The organism is Foliimonas ilicis (assembly GCF_039939195.1).
Lineage (GTDB): Bacteria > Pseudomonadota > Alphaproteobacteria > Rhizobiales > Rhizobiaceae > Foliimonas > Foliimonas ilicis.
On record NZ_JBDUUH010000007.1, the window covers coordinates 253,337 to 268,627 of the forward strand.

General features: G+C 56.4%; 10 protein-coding genes. 8 read left to right on the forward strand and 2 right to left on the reverse strand.

The genetic code is table 11. The features are described 5' to 3' along the window. Positions 1–89: 89 nt before the first annotated feature. The 8 genes from ABFT80_RS17120 (at position 90) to ABFT80_RS17155 (ending at position 12,930) form a co-directional block, all read left to right on the forward strand. The gene (locus tag ABFT80_RS17120) at positions 90–830 is read left to right on the forward strand and encodes a competence/damage-inducible protein A (RefSeq protein WP_347973133.1); all 741 of its coding nucleotides are present in this window, start codon (positions 90–92) and stop codon (positions 828–830) included. A gap of 58 nt (positions 831–888) precedes the next feature. Next, positions 889–1,728, forward strand: a complete 840-nt coding sequence (locus tag ABFT80_RS17125) for a universal stress protein (protein ID WP_347973134.1) — start codon at positions 889–891, stop codon at positions 1,726–1,728. A gap of 118 nt (positions 1,729–1,846) precedes the next feature. Continuing rightward, positions 1,847–2,344: a xanthine phosphoribosyltransferase gene (gene gpt, locus ABFT80_RS17130; RefSeq protein ID WP_347973135.1), complete on the forward strand. Its 498-nt coding sequence runs from the start codon at positions 1,847–1,849 to the stop codon at positions 2,342–2,344. Positions 2,345–2,523: 179 nt separating this feature from the next. Further along, positions 2,524–3,015 carry an NUDIX hydrolase gene (locus tag ABFT80_RS17135; protein WP_347973136.1) on the forward strand — a complete coding sequence of 164 codons (492 nt, stop codon included), beginning with the start codon at positions 2,524–2,526 and terminating at the stop codon, positions 3,013–3,015. Positions 3,016–3,092: 77 nt separating this feature from the next. Beyond that, complete coding sequence (locus ABFT80_RS17140; RefSeq protein WP_347973137.1) at positions 3,093–4,625, forward strand: inorganic phosphate transporter; 1,533 nt, start codon at positions 3,093–3,095, stop codon at positions 4,623–4,625. Between the two features lie 593 nt (positions 4,626–5,218). Then, positions 5,219–9,022 carry a vitamin B12-dependent ribonucleotide reductase gene (locus ABFT80_RS17145; RefSeq protein ID WP_347973138.1) on the forward strand — a complete coding sequence of 1,268 codons (3,804 nt, stop codon included), beginning with the start codon at positions 5,219–5,221 and terminating at the stop codon, positions 9,020–9,022. Between the two features lie 389 nt (positions 9,023–9,411). After that, the gene (locus ABFT80_RS17150; RefSeq protein WP_347973139.1) at positions 9,412–10,947 is read left to right on the forward strand and encodes an ATP-binding protein; all 1,536 of its coding nucleotides are present in this window, start codon (positions 9,412–9,414) and stop codon (positions 10,945–10,947) included. A 312-nt stretch (positions 10,948–11,259) separates the two neighbouring features. Further along, positions 11,260–12,930 (forward strand): alpha/beta hydrolase, encoded by a 1,671-nt coding sequence (locus ABFT80_RS17155; protein ID WP_347973140.1) that lies wholly within the window; start codon positions 11,260–11,262, stop codon positions 12,928–12,930. An 8-nt stretch (positions 12,931–12,938) separates the two neighbouring features. On the opposite strand, the gene ABFT80_RS17160 is transcribed toward ABFT80_RS17155, so the two are convergent. Together ABFT80_RS17160 and ABFT80_RS17165 are read right to left on the reverse strand one after the other, a co-directional pair. Next, a complete protein-coding gene (locus ABFT80_RS17160) occupies positions 12,939–14,693 on the reverse strand; it encodes a peptidoglycan D,D-transpeptidase FtsI family protein (RefSeq protein WP_347973141.1) in 1,755 nt (584 codons plus the stop codon). Between the two features lie 205 nt (positions 14,694–14,898). Beyond that, positions 14,899–15,207, reverse strand: a complete 309-nt coding sequence (locus ABFT80_RS17165; RefSeq protein WP_347973142.1) for a hypothetical protein — start codon at positions 15,205–15,207, stop codon at positions 14,899–14,901. Positions 15,208–15,291: the final 84 nt, after the last annotated feature.

The following is a 15,291-nucleotide window of genomic DNA, read 5'->3' on the forward strand; positions in this document are numbered from 1 at the left end:
CTTGCAGACAGATCGTTCACAAAACGAATACCATTGCCGCGTGCGCGGCTCCGGTCTATTTCAAACGTCTGGTTTCTGGAGAGTTTGCGATGGCCGACATCATCACTGCAGCAATGATCGTTATTGGTGACGAAATCCTCTCTGGAAGGACAAAGGACAAAAACATCGGCCATCTGGCCGACATCATGACCGCCATAGGCATCGACCTCAAGGAAGTGCGTATCGTACCGGACGAGGAAGACGAGATCGTCGATGCGCTGAACGCGGTGCGCAAAAAATACACCTATGTTTTCACGACCGGCGGCATCGGACCGACCCATGACGACATCACCGCGGATTCGGTATCCAAGGCTTTCGGCGTTCCCTGCGAGTACGATGCGAAGGCCTATGCCCTGCTCGAAGCGAGCTATGCCAAGCGCGGCATGGAATTCACCGAAGCGCGCAAGCGCATGGCGCGCATGCCCCGCGGCGCCGAGCATATAGACAATCCGATTTCACTGGCTCCCGGCTTCAGGGTCGAGAATGTGCATGTCATGGCAGGCGTTCCGACGATTTTCCAGGCGATGCTGGATGCGGTCGTGCCGACCTTGAAGACCGGCACGAAGCTCCTTTCGGCGACAATTCACTGCCCGTTCGGCGAAGGAACGATCGGCGGGCCATTGGGAGACATCCAGAAAGCGCACCCCGATACGATCATCGGTTCATACCCGAAACATCTGGACGGCACCTACTGGACCGAGCTTGTGGTTCGTGCACGCTCTGCGGAAGCGCTTGAAGCGGCGCGCGCCGAGGTTGCCGCCATGGTCGAGGGCCTTGAAAAGGCTGCATAACGGAACAAAACCGATCGCTGCAACATTGTGTTTTGCAGACGAGCAAAGGAAGTGAGCTATGCCGTTCAAAACCATTCTGGCCATCATTCAGACCAATGACGATGTCGAGCGTGTACTCGATTGCGCTATCGGTCTGGCCGGCGATTTCGATAGTCATGTCATAGGCTTGCACTCCGAAGCTCTGCCGATGCCTTACACTTCGGCGGTCGGTTTTCCCGACACGGAATTCCTGCAGATAACAGTGGAAGCCAACAAGGAACGGGCCGACCGGCTTCAATCCGTGTTCAACACGCGCATGCAGGAAACCGGCATTCCCTTCGAATGGCGCAGCCTTGAAAGCTTTTCCGGCGACAGCGCCATTTCCGGTGTGTCGAGTGCGCGCAGCGCCGATCTGGTGCTCGTCGCGCAGGCCAACCCGGAAGGCGAATCCGGCGTGGCGATCGACGTCGATGCGCTTCTGTTCGACGCCGGCAGGCCTGTGCTGATCACGCCGCATGCCGGTCCGACGCTCCATACGTTCCGCAAAGTGCTGATTGCGTGGAACGGCAGCAAGGAAGCGGCGCGTGCGACATTCGACGCCCTGCCCTTCATAGAAAACGCCGAGCGCACGGAAATCCTCGTGATCGATCCGCCGGATTCCTACGAGGAAGACAGCGCGACCGCAGGCACAGAGATTGCGGCTGCGTTGACGCGTCATGGCGCAAAGGTCAGCGTCGTTACCGAAAAAACGGACGGAAGTTCGGTCGAAGAGGTTATCAAAAGCCGGATCGCAGAGACAGACGCCGATCTTCTCGTTCTTGGCGCATACACCCATTCATGGTTCCGCCAGTTCCTGTTTGGCGGTACCACGCGTTCGGTGCTGCAATCGATGCCGATCGCGACTTTGCTGTCCCGATAGAGCCGGAATCAAAATCATTTCGTACATTTGAAGGGTGGGACTTGCCAAAAGCCCCGCTTTTCGATTAATTCCGCGCGCATTCCTGCGCCTCCGGCGCGACAAAGCCGGAGTGCGCAAAATGTCCCTTCCAGAAAAAGCCTTTCCCGTCTCCTGGGATCAATTCCACAGGGACGCTCGCGCCCTCGCTTGGCGTCTTGCAGGCGTAAACGGCCAGTGGAAAGCAATCGTCTGCATTACGCGTGGCGGGCTCGTTCCGGCAGCGATCATTTCGCGTGAACTGGGCATTCGCGTCATCGAATCCGTCTGCGTCGCTTCCTATCACGACTACACATCGCAGGGTCAGATGCAGGTTTTGAAGGAAATCACACCGGCTTTGCTGACGGACGAAGGCAAGGATGTGCTGATCGTCGACGATTTGACCGACACCGGAAAGACCGCTGCAATCGTACGCGCAATGCTACCCAAAGCGCATTTCGCAACCGTTTATGCAAAACCCAAGGGCCGCCCGCTGGTCGATACTTTCGTGACCGAGGTTTCGCAGGATACCTGGATTTATTTCCCTTGGGATATGGGCTTCACCTATCAGAAGCCGATCGCGGACGACCATCAGGGCTAGAAACCCGCCGTCCGACAAACCGATTGCAAAAACTCGCAATCGAAGAAATCATTCCTATATGAGGCGCTGCTGGAGTCGATTCGGTTTCGGCGCGGTTTTATGAATTTTTTACTTTTATTACACACAATTAACCGTAATAAATGTAAGTCGGCAAATATCCAGAAAGGCACGTCTCGACCATGTTGGCCCCCTACACAGCACGCAAGCGCATCCATGAACGGATCCGCCGCCTTTTCGGTGGCATGCCTTGCAGGGTGCAGGCGGCGGCTTTGCCTTGGCGGCAGACCGACAAGGGCATCGAGATCATGCTGATCACCAGCCGCGGCACCGGTCGCTGGGTCTTGCCCAAGGGCTGGCCGGAAGGCCCGGAGAAACTGCCCGAAGCGGCAGCGCGCGAGGCTGCGGAAGAAGCTGGCCTTTCGGGTTCGATGGAACATGCACCTGCCGGCAGCTACTTTTACGAAAAAGCGCAATCTTCCGGCGTCGCATGGCGCTGCGAGGTCCGCGTCTTCCCGATGGAAGTAACCGATGTCGCCTCCAAATGGCCCGAACGCAAAAAGCGGACCCGCCATTGGTTTCTGGTAGAACAGGCAGCAGGACTGGTGCGCGAACCTGATTTGGGTGAGCTGATCTACGGTTTTGGCGTCAATCCACGGAAATTCGCGGCCTGAAGCGGTTGTTTTCGGCTTAAGACTTGTTCCTGACTTGTCGATTGAATAGTGCTCCCGGAACAATCCCGGGATAGCAGATGACCGACACGCCCATTCGCAAGGATACGCTCGACAAGGATCTCGACAAGCTTGCGCATGTCGAGGAAGCCTCGATCTTTGTCGCACGCTCCCTGATCGCGCCTGGGCTGGCCCTGCTCTTCCTCGCACTGATCGCGATTTTCGCCTCGATCTACATGTTCGACGAGCCGCGTGTCGTCATCATTGTGGTGGCCGCCGCCATCGGCGGCTACATGGCGCTGAACATCGGCGCAAACGATGTGGCCAACAATGTCGGTCCGGCTGTCGGCGCAAAGGCGCTCACCATGGGCGGCGCACTGCTGATCGCGGCGGTTTTCGAGAGTGCTGGTGCTCTCATTGCCGGTGGCGACGTCGTCGATACGATTTCGAGCGGCATCGTATCACCTGCCACCATTGCCGATCCTGAAGTGTTCATAAGGCTGATGCTGGCCGCCCTGATCTCATCGGCGCTCTGGGTGCATCTTGCGACATGGATCGGCGCTCCGGTCTCAACCACGCACGCAGTCGTCGGCGGCGTTGGCGGCGCAGGCATTGCCGCTGCCGGGGTGTCGGCGGTGAACTGGTCCTCCATGGCGACAATCGCGTCGAGCTGGGTCATTTCGCCGATACTGGGCGGCGTCATCGCGGCGCTGTTTCTCGCCTTCATCAAATCGGCGGTGATCTATCAGGACGACAAGATCGCTGCCGCGCGCCGCTGGATACCGTTGCTGATCGCAGTGATGGCCTCCAGTTTCGCAGCCTATCTTTCGATCAAGGGCCTGAAACGCATCATCGATCTGGATACGTTGCACGTCTGGATGGTCGGTATTATCACTTTCGCGATCATATGGCTGGTTTCGAACTATTACGTTCGCCGTCAATCGGAAGGGCTTGAAAACCGGAACCAATCCCTTCGGCTGCTTTTCCGTATCCCGCTGATCATATCTGCCGCACTGCTTTCCTTTGCACATGGCGCGAACGATGTTGCCAATGCGGTCGGCCCCCTCGCCGCGATCGTTCATGCCGTGCAGACGAACGATGCGGACGCCGTCGTTCAGATACCGATTTGGGTGATGGTGATCGGCGCAGTCGGCATTTCGCTCGGACTGATGCTTTTCGGACCCAAACTGATCCGTATGGTGGGCGAACAGATCACCCGGCTGAATCCGATGCGCGCCTTCTGCGTGGCGCTGTCAGCAGCACTTACCGTGATCGTCGCATCCTGGTTCGGCCTGCCGGTAAGCTCCACCCACATTGCAGTCGGCGCGATCTTCGGGGTCGGTTTCTTCCGCGAATGGTACACCACGCGCTCCAAGCGCCGGAAATCATACATGGAGCGCAAGGCTGCCCGCTGGCGCGCTGAGCGCGGTGCGCTGCCCGAGAAGCAGCCTGTCGATGAAGAAGAACAGACCATGTCCGGCGAGGAAATAGTTCGTCGCAAGCTGGTGCGCAGGGCGCATGTCACGACCATCGTCGCAGCATGGGTGACGACCGTTCCGGCCTCCGCCGGACTGGCCGCGCTGATTTTTTATGCGATCGGCCTCATGTCCTGATATTTTTTCGGTTTTGCCAGCCTGTTCAAAAGTCTGGTTTTCTCCCCGTTATCCACATAGTCGGCACACAAGATGTTGTGGGTCATAAATTCTACAAAAACGAACCCTTGACGACTCAGGCCGACTTGCCTTTTATGAACCCGTGCTTGTGTTGAAGGCACTGCCGGAAAAGTTTTGAGCCCGGTGTTTCCAGTCCCCAGTGAGTTTTCTCGCGCATTGCGCCTTGGTTGTTCAAACAACCGGGAACGGTCGTTTTTTGCCGTTTTTCAGGGTCTGGCGTGAGAAATGCTGATCTGGAAAAAATGTGTCGTTAACACTATATTTAGTGTTGCAGCACATCATTGAATACCACATAAGGTGATTACTCGCCTCGGTGAGGACTCACATAAAAGGCGTCAGTACGAGGCTCTGCAAAAGTCTGGAAATCGCTGGATTTAGCCCCTCCAAGGGCTTTCCAACGGGCGATATCCGGGCTGGCGATAACGGAGCCGGCAGCAATCGTGCGCGCCGGCATGGCGGACATGGCCTTTATGCGGAATCTACGAGGGATTTCGCGCAAAAGGCGCTATATATAGAACCGAAGGGACAAGACGATGCGGATCGAACGGCGTTTCACCAAAGCAGGCCAGTCTGCTTATGCGGAGATCGAATTCCGCAAGGCAGTGAGTGAAATCAAGAATCCCGATGGCTCGATCGTCTTCCGTCTGGCAGACATCGATGTGCCCGCCCAGTTCAGTCAGGTCGCTGCCGACATTCTGGCGCAGAAATATTTCCGCAAGGCCGGTGTGCCTGCGCGTCTGAAGAAGTTCGAGGAGAACGACGTTCCCTCCTTCCTCTGGCGCTCTGTTGCCGATGAGGCGGAACTCGAAAAACTGCCGGAAGACGAACGCTACGGCTCCGAGCGCGATGCGCGCCAGGTTTTCGACCGTCTCGCCGGTACCTGGACCTATTGGGGCTGGAAGGGTGGCTACTTCAATTCCGAAGAAGACGCATCCGCTTTCCGCGACGAGCTCGCCTACATGCTGGCAACCCAGCGCGTAGCACCCAATTCCCCGCAATGGTTCAACACCGGTCTACATTGGGCTTACGGCATCGATGGCCCCGGCCAGGGCCATTATTATGTCGATCCTTTCACCGGCAAGCTCACCAAGTCGAAATCATCTTACGAGCACCCGCAGCCGCATGCCTGCTTCATCCAGTCCGTCGCCGACGATCTGGTGAATGAAGGCGGCATCATGGATCTTTGGGTCCGCGAAGCGCGCCTGTTCAAATACGGTTCGGGCACCGGCTCCAACTTCTCGCATCTGCGCGGTGAAGGCGAAAAGCTTTCCGGCGGCGGACGCTCGTCGGGCCTCATGTCCTTCCTGAAAATCGGTGACCGCGCAGCAGGCGCCATCAAGTCGGGCGGCACGACGCGCCGCGCCGCCAAGATGGTCGTGGTCGATGCCGACCATCCCGATATCGAAGCCTATATCGACTGGAAGGTGAAGGAAGAGCAGAAGGTTGCGGCCCTCGTCACCGGTTCCAAGATCGTCCAGCAGCATCTGACCGCCATCATGAAGGCCTGCGTCAATTGTGAAGGTCAGGACGATGATTGCTTCGATCCGTCGGTGAACACGGCGCTGAAGCGCGAAATCAAGGCTGCCAAAAAGAACCAGGTGCCTGAAAACTACGTTAAGCGCGTCATCCAGTTCGCCAAGCAGGGCTACACCAATATCGACTTCAAAACCTACGACACGGATTGGGATTCGGAAGCCTATCTCACCGTTTCGGGCCAGAATTCGAACAATTCCGTCTCGCTGAAGGACGACTTCCTGCGCGCTGTGGAAAATGACGGCGACTGGCACCTGACCGCCCGCAAGGACGGCAAGGTCATGAAGACGCTGAAGGCACGCGATCTTTGGGAAAAGATCGGTTACGCCGCATGGGCATCTGCCGATCCGGGCCTGCACTTCAACACGACGATGAACGACTGGCACACGTCGCCAGCCGCTGGCGACATCCGCGCATCGAACCCGTGCTCGGAATACATGTTCCTTGACGATACGGCGTGCAACCTCGCCTCTATCAACCTCCTGACATATCGAAATCAGGATGGCTCGATTGACATCAACCGTTACGAACACACCGTCCGCCTGTGGACGATCGTGCTCGAAATCTCGGTGATGATGGCGCAGTTCCCGTCGAAGGAAATCGCCCGTCTCTCGTACGAATATCGCACGCTCGGCCTCGGCTATGCCAATATCGGCGGCCTGCTGATGACGTCCGGCATTCCTTATGACTCCGCTGAAGGCCGTGGCATCTGCGCCAGCCTGACTGCGATCATGACCGGCATTTCCTATGCAACGTCCGCCGAAATGGCAGGCGAGCTTGGCGCTTTCCCGGATTACGAGCGCAACTCCGCCAACATGCTGCGCGTCATGCGCAACCATCGCCGCGCGGCCTACGGCCAGAGCGAGGGCTACGAAAAGCTCGCGGTCAATCCCGTGCCGCTGGTCGCTTCCGATTTGAAGCATCCAGAACTCGTAGAGCATGCGAAAGCTGCGTGGGACCGAGCCATCGAACTCGGCGAAAAGCACGGCTACCGCAACGCCCAGTCCACCGTCATCGCGCCGACCGGCACGATCGGCCTTGTCATGGATTGCGACACGACCGGCATCGAGCCCGACTTCGCTCTGGTGAAGTTCAAGAAGCTGGCAGGCGGTGGTTATTTCAAGATCATCAACGGTGCGGTTCCTGAAGCGCTCCGTACGCTCGGCTACACCGAGAGCCAGATCGCCGAAATCGAAGCTTACGCAGTCGGCCACGGCAATCTCAACCAGGCACCCGGCATCAACCCCGGCTCGCTGAAAGCCAAGGGCTTCACCGACGAGAAGATCGCAACGCTGAACACCGCACTGAAAAGCGCCTTCGACATCAAGTTCGTCTTCAACAAATGGACGATCGGCGAAGATTTCGCGAAGGACGTGCTGGGCTTCACCGACGAGCAGCTCAATGACTTCTCTTTCGAGATGCTGCCTGCCCTTGGCTTCTCGAAAAAGGAAATCGAAGCGGCAAACATCCATGTTTGCGGCGCGATGACGCTGGAAGGCGCGCCTTTCCTCAAGGACGAGCACCTGCCCGTCTTCGATTGCGCCAATCCATGCGGCAAGATCGGCAAGCGCTACCTCTCGGTCGAGAGCCACATCCGCATGATGGCTGCCGCGCAGCCCTTCATTTCGGGTGCGATCTCGAAAACCATCAACATGCCGAACGAAGCGACCGTCGAGGATTGCAAGGAAGCCTACATGCTTTCCTGGAAGCTGGCGCTCAAGGCCAACGCGCTTTATCGCGATGGTTCGAAGCTCTCCCAGCCGCTCAACGCCTCGCTTCTGTCGGATGACGATGAAGACGCCGACGACATGATCGAAGAGCTGATCGCCGCACCAAATGCGCAAAAGGCTGCGATGGTCACGGAAAAGATCGTCGAGCGCATCATCGAGAAGGTCGTGCGCGACCGCGAGAAACTGCCGAACCGCCGCAAGGGCTACACCCAGAAGGCAGTCGTCGGTGGCCACAAGGTCTATCTGCGCACCGGCGAATTCGACGATGGCCGCATCGGCGAAATCTTCATCGACATGCACAAGGAAGGCGCTGCTTTCCGTGCGATGATGAACAACTTCGCCATCGCGATCTCGCTTGGCCTGCAATATGGCGTGCCGCTGGAAGAATATGTGGAAGCGTTCACCTTCACCAAATTCGAACCGGCCGGTATGGTCATCGGCAACGATGCGATCAAGAACGCGACGTCGATCCTCGACTACGTGTTCCGCGAACTAGCCGTCTCCTATCTCGGCCGCAACGACCTCGCCCATGTCGACACGTCGGACTTTTCGAACACCGCACTTGGACGCGGCATTTCGGAAGGCCGGGCGCAGGCCTTCTCCAAGGGCCTGACCCGCGGCGCACCACTGAAAGTAGTATCCGGTGCCAGCAACGAGCCAAAAGGGTTTGGGGGTTCGAGCCCGTCCGGGACCACCACCCCGGTAAAAGCCGCTCCGACCGCCTATTCCGGCTCGAATGTGCGTTCGATCTCCACAGGCGGAACGGTAACGGCACTCAAGCCGGTCGTTTCCGAACTGGTCGAAGAGGCAACGGCGTTCAAGCGCGACTATGAAGAACGCGCCAAGGAAGTGGCCAATGATGAAGGCGTCGCTGAAACCGCATCCGCCCTCTTCACCGACGCTGCTGCCAAGGAAGTCACAGACGCCAAGGCGCTCGCCGCCGACCGCCGGGCAAAATCGCTGATGCAAGGCTATACGGGCAACTCCTGCTCGGAATGCCAGAACTTCACGATGGTCCGAAACGGCACCTGCGAGAAATGCGATACGTGCGGAAGCACGAGTGGTTGCAGCTAAGGCATTGACCGTCTGATCGGCATATCAGTTACCCTATAGTTTTGCCCAAAGCACCCAAAGTATGGCTCAAATGAATAAAGCGGCTCGCCATCGGCGGGCCGTTTCTCTTTTCAGACCCACAACATGCTCAGGCGGTGGCAGACCAGTAGTTCCACAGCCGGAACGTCTCTGAAATCGTTTTATATATGTTGGTACTCACATTCCATGCATTCTCGGCGTAGCGGCTTCCTCAGGTCATATATTGCAAATGCAAGTTGGTGGCATTTGCGCCAAAGGGGCGGACAATCGAGAGTAAGGTCCATATAGGCCTCGGAAATTACCATCAGCATCCTAATTGACGAATGCGCATCCCATGCCAAAAGTACAGATGGCTAACGGCAGGGGGATATATGGGAAAGCGCAGTATAACAGATGAAGAAATCGGCCTGATCAAAGCGATGCTATCGCGTCGAATGAAAAATCGAGATATTCAATTCTATTTTAATCGACAAGAAAGGCCGGTCAATTCAGGGCGCATATCTCAGATAGGAGGTCGGACTTATGGCTCAGAGGTTCCTACGGCCTCAGATGATGCACTTAGTCAGTTTTTGGCCGACTTTACTCCGGCAGAGGTCGGAGCGATCCGTGAATCAGCAGCACCAAACGCCGAGCCTACAATTGGCGAAGTAGCTTTATCACTGTTTGAACAGAAAAATGGAGGCTGGTTTTTGGTCCACCATGAGGGCGAAGAGACCGAGTGCAAGGAAACTTTTTGCCTAAAACCAGAAGGACGCTTTGCCGATCCGCTCAGATCGATAGCAGGGTTGGCGAATAACAAAGGAGGGTACCTATTTTTCGGTGTTCGGGAACAGCAAGATAAAACCCTGAAGGTAACAGGGTTACGTGATGAGACGTTTGCTGAAACTGATCCCGCAGACATTAATCGCTGTTTAGCTGGTGCATTGGCACCCGTGCCAAAATTCACAAAATTCATCTTAGATTTTGATGGACCGCTTGTAGGCGTCATCCATGTTGAAAAGCACGAGCATCCCCCCATCATTGCTGTAAAGAACGTCAATACTGAAGTTAAAGAAGGAGGAATATACTATCGTTATGTCGGCGAGACACGCGTCGCAAAGCCTGCTGAAATAAATCTCATAATTGCCAAGAGGGAACAGAGGGCGGTAGCGGAGTTTGCGCGCCGGATGTCACGAGTTGCGATCGGTTCTGCAGCAACGCTCGATTTGGATACGGGAAAGGTCGACGGAAGGTCGGGAAACTTATTTATCGGAGAAGAGCTATTACCCAAGTTACAGTTTATCCGGGAAGGGGAATTCAGTGAGCAAAAGGGCACGCCTACGCTCAAATTGATAGGCGATGTCTCTCCCGTGTCGGTTGGCCCCGAACGAAAAGTCCGCCACAATGTAACAAACGAAGCGGTTCTCATGAATTTTCTCAAGCAGGAACGTGTTGAGCATCCGCTGCAATATCTACTGCATTCCGCTCATACAGGTCGCAAATGGCTGCCCCTCTTCTATTACGCTCATAGCTCCGGCTTGCCGCTGGACAATGTCGTCAAGACTTTGAAATCGGAAGCTGCGACTCATAAAAATACATTAGAAAGCGCCATTTCCCGCTTGCAGAGCGGCAACCCATCGGCCTTTCAAACTCCAACGGGCAGAGCGAGGATTGCTAATGAAGAGACATTGAATGGGACATTGAATGCCCCTGTGGATACACAGGAAGTTACGGCCTTGGCGTTGGGCATTCAAGGACTGAAAAACGGAAGTGTTATCGATTTTGATTGGCTGAAAACGATACTGCAGTCAGCTTACAGGCTCACTGAGGGAGATAGCCCCAGGGTAACGAATGCTCGAAGTCAGGTTTACCGGGCAGCATGCAGGCTGGACGAAATGCAGTATGAGGCAATGGCAAGACGCCTTTGACATGTCGACAATCTAGATTTGCTGCAATAAGCCATCGACATCTACGTATCTTTCGGTGTTGGCCTGCTCCGTAGATCTTCTTTCTACTGGAATGAGTTGACGATTTCCTCCGGAGAAAGATCTTAGGCCTTCCATTTTGATCGAGAAAAGGCGCTCCGAAAAGGGCGCCTTTTATTTTATGGCAGATCGTCCAATCTCATCCGCGGTACATTCCGCGACTGACAGCGACAAAGGAGCCACTTTCCGATTTTCATCGGTCAAAGCATGATAACGTCTTGCCCCAATCGTACCGCCTACCTCTGGACCAGCTAAATGCCATTCATAAAAATCCCCCAGCTTCTCGGAAGATTTTACGGCTCTTTTTGCGGCGGCGGATTGATAATTGGAACGCTGTTTTTCGCGGCATCTCTTACCCCCAGCCTGCTGCCGCGGAGCGAGGCGTTGCAAGGCGTCTTGTCTGGTGCATCCTTCGCGGCCGGCTACGGCATCGGTGTCGGGCTGCGCGCGCTTTGGTATTTCCTGGGATTTCGGAATTTTCTGAACCCGCGCGCAGAAAAGCTCGTGTCACTGGCTGCAATAGTGGTCTGCGCGGCGATTGCTCTGGCGTTTCTGTGGCAGGCATCGCATTGGCAGAACTCGATACGGGTTCTGATGGGGCTCGATACCGTCGATACGATCAGGCCGTTTTTCGTCGGCGCCATCTCCTGCGCAGTCGCAATCGCCTTGCTTTTGATCGGCCGGCTTTTCAAACTGACATTCGGCTATCTATCGCGCGTGATCGACAGAATCGCACCCAAACGGGTGTCGAACCTTCTTGCGGTCATTTTCGCGGCGCTGCTGTTCTGGTCATTGGGCAGCGGCGTTTTCCTGGAGGCTGGCCTGCGTCTCCTGGACGGATCCTACAAGCAATATGACGCCCTGGTATCGGACGAAGAGGACAAGCCGACCGACCCGCTGAAATCCGGCAGCACGCAATCCGTTCTGCGATGGGAAGATCTCGGGCGTGCCGGCAGAGAGGCGATATCATCCGCTCCTACCCGTGCCGAGATTGCGAATTTCACCGGACGAGATGCGAAAGAACCCATTCGCGTCTATGTCGGCCTCAATTCGGCCGACGACATCGAAACGCGCGCGCGCCTCACCCTTGAAGAAATGATACGCGTCGGAGCCTTCGAACGCTCGGTCGTGGTCATTGCAACGCCGACCGGGACCGGCTGGCTCGACCCTGCAAGCCATATGCCGCTGGAATATCTGCATCATGGCGACACGGCGACCGTCTCGGTCCAATATTCATATCTCGCCAGTTGGCTGGCTTTGATGGTCGAACCCGATTATGGCGCAGAGACCTCCAAGGCGGTGTTCAGGGTCGTGTACGATCATTGGCTTCAGATGCCCGAAAACGACCGTCCGAAACTGTATCTGCACGGCCTGAGCCTCGGCGCAATGAACTCCGACCTTTCTTACGATTTGTTCGATATTGTCGGGCAACCGTTCGACGGAGCGCTGTGGGCCGGTCCGCCTTTCACGAGCCGTACGTGGAGACAGGCCACTGCGGGAAGGAACGAAGGCTCACCTGCATGGATGCCGCGTTTTCGCGACGGCTCGGTCATCCGGTTTACCGGACAGGATAATTATCTGGACGAGGCCGAGGCGCCCTGGGGGCCGATGCGGGTGGTTTTCCTCCAATATGCCAGCGATCCGATTACATTTTTCGAGCCGAACTCTCTGTTTCGCGCACCAGCCTGGATGCGCAATCCACGCGGCCCGGACGTTTCGCCGAGCCTGCGATGGTTTCCCGTTGTGACGTTCCTGCAGTTGAGCCTCGATATGGCGATCGCCACCAGCACACCGATGGGACACGGCCACGTCTATGCTCCCGAACATTATGTGGACGCATGGGTAGCCGTGACCCAACCGGAAGGCTGGTCTCCTCAGGATTTGCAGCGGCTGAAGAACATGCTTGCGTCAACATTGAAGGACTGACCGACTGCTCATCTTGGTGGTGAAGCGGTCGGGACCGCAACGGATTGAAGCGGGAGCTGCCTCATCGGCGCGAAGCGCTCGGCTCCCCAAGCCCCCAGACGCACCATTGCCGGGAATGGAGAAGCCGGGCGCTGCGCATAAGGCTGAAGCGGAAGCATCGGCAAGGTTCGCTTCATGATTTCGCCGGTGACGGGAACCGCATTCCAGCCGGATGTCCTGAAACCATGTGTCTCGGGAAGCGGCTTGGGTTCGTCCAGAACCGTCAGGAACAGATATCGCGGATTGTCGGCAGGCGCGATGCCCATGAATGCGGTCAAAACACTTTCACCCGAATAGCGTCCATTGACGACTTTTTCGGACGTACCGGTCTTTCCGCCGATGAAGTATCCGGCGACATCCGCATTTCTGGCGGAACCCACCTCGGCGTTGAGCCGCATAAGATAACGAATTGCCTCTCCAGTTTGAGGCGTCACCACGTCGCTCGCGATGATCCGGCCTTCCAATGGCGCGCCCTTGATTATGGTCGGCCGTATCAAGCGCCCGCCATTCACGAGTGCCGCAACGCCCATACTCGCCTGAAGCGGCGTTACAGCAACGCCGTGCCCGAAGGCGACGGTAGCGGTGCTGATCTCGCTCCAACGCCTTGGCAGGATTGGCCGCGCATTTTCAGGCAATTCGGTCAGCAAACGGTCGAACTGACCCAATTGGCTCAAAAACGTCTTGTGGTTCTCGATACCGACATCCATCGCCATCTTGGCCATGGCGATATTCGAGGAATGAATGAAAGTCTCTGGAATGTTCAATGGACGGTTCTTGCCGCGATAGTCGCGTATTCTTGCCCTTCCGAAACGCAGAGGCTGGCTGGCATCGATGACGGATTTGATGTTGAACAGACCGGAATCCAGGGCCATCGCAGTTGTCATGGCCTTGAATGTCGAACCCATTTCATAGGTGCCGACGCTTACTCTGTTGATGCGATCCGTCTTCAAGGCATCCGCCGGGATATTCGGATCGAAGTCCGGGAGAGACGCCAAAGCGACGATCTCGCCATTGGTGATATCCATGACCAGACCGGCCCCGGCTACAGCATCGAACCGTGTCACGGCTTTTCGCAACTCGTCGGTCAATGCGTGCTGCACCCTCAAATCGAGACTGAGGGCGATGGGTTCGAGGCTATTGCGATTCATCTGCAGCCCGGCTTCACGCAAATCCTGCAGCCCCTGCCCGTCGATCCACCGTTCAATGCCTGCGATTCCGGTGTTGTCGATATTGACCGAACCCAGAACATGGGCGCCGGTCACGCCATTTGGATAAAATCGGCGTGTTTCATTGCGAAAACCGACGCCGGGTATTCCCAGCGCCCAGAGACGGTCCCGCTCCGCTGGCGTCACACCGCGTTTGATCCACGCAAAGCCGCTGTCGCGGCTCAGACGCCTGCGCACATCCATCATGTTCAAGTCCGGGAACACTCTGACTATGCCTTCCACGGCTTCATCAAGATCGAGTATGCGGCGCGGTTCCGCGTAGACGGAAACGCTCGGAATATCCATTGCAAGGGTGGTGTTGTTCCGGTCAACAATATCGGGCCGAGCAACAGAAGGCGGCATTCCAGCGACGCGTCTTTCAGGCATTTCAGCATTGGCCAGCATGATCAGGCGAACGCCGATCGCAGCATACAGGCACGCAAACAGAACGATCATGAACTGCATGCGCATGCGAAAACCGGAATGGCGGCCGGTGAATGTGAAGGACAATTTCTTCATCACGCGTACCGGCCGTTGGTGCACAAATGGAGATCATCTCCCGGCTTGCGGTCAGGATTGTAAAGACAGGATTTGCGCGCATGCGCCGCTGCGATGGACATTTTGAGATTCCGCAAAGGTGTGAACTGTCGATGGCAGAGCGATCGACGGATGGGCACCGGGCGGAATGGGTCTGGCTTTCTACGCCAGAATTTCGCTCAGTGCGTCAGCACCGGGCGGTTTGCGGAGGACGATTAAGCGCTATCGCGACACTATCGATCTCGCATTGAGGGCAGGAGAAAATCACAGCCGCCTTCGCTCTGGCGAGATTGAACCCTAGAAGAGCGAACATTTCAGCCGAATTGTCGTGATGCGAAACCTGATTCGGGACAGGAATATCGTCGTCCGAATCCAGCTCATGGATGTTGGTGATTTCGGCAACGGGCTGATTGATGAATTCGGGCGCGGATGGCTGGATGGCGAGCACCACCACCAGCATAACCAGCACGATTACCGCAGCAATCATACGGCGCATCGGCCAATCTGATTCCAAACTCAACATAGTTCAAATTTGCATTTTATCGTTAAGGCCGCGTTAAATCAGACCCTTTTGCAAATG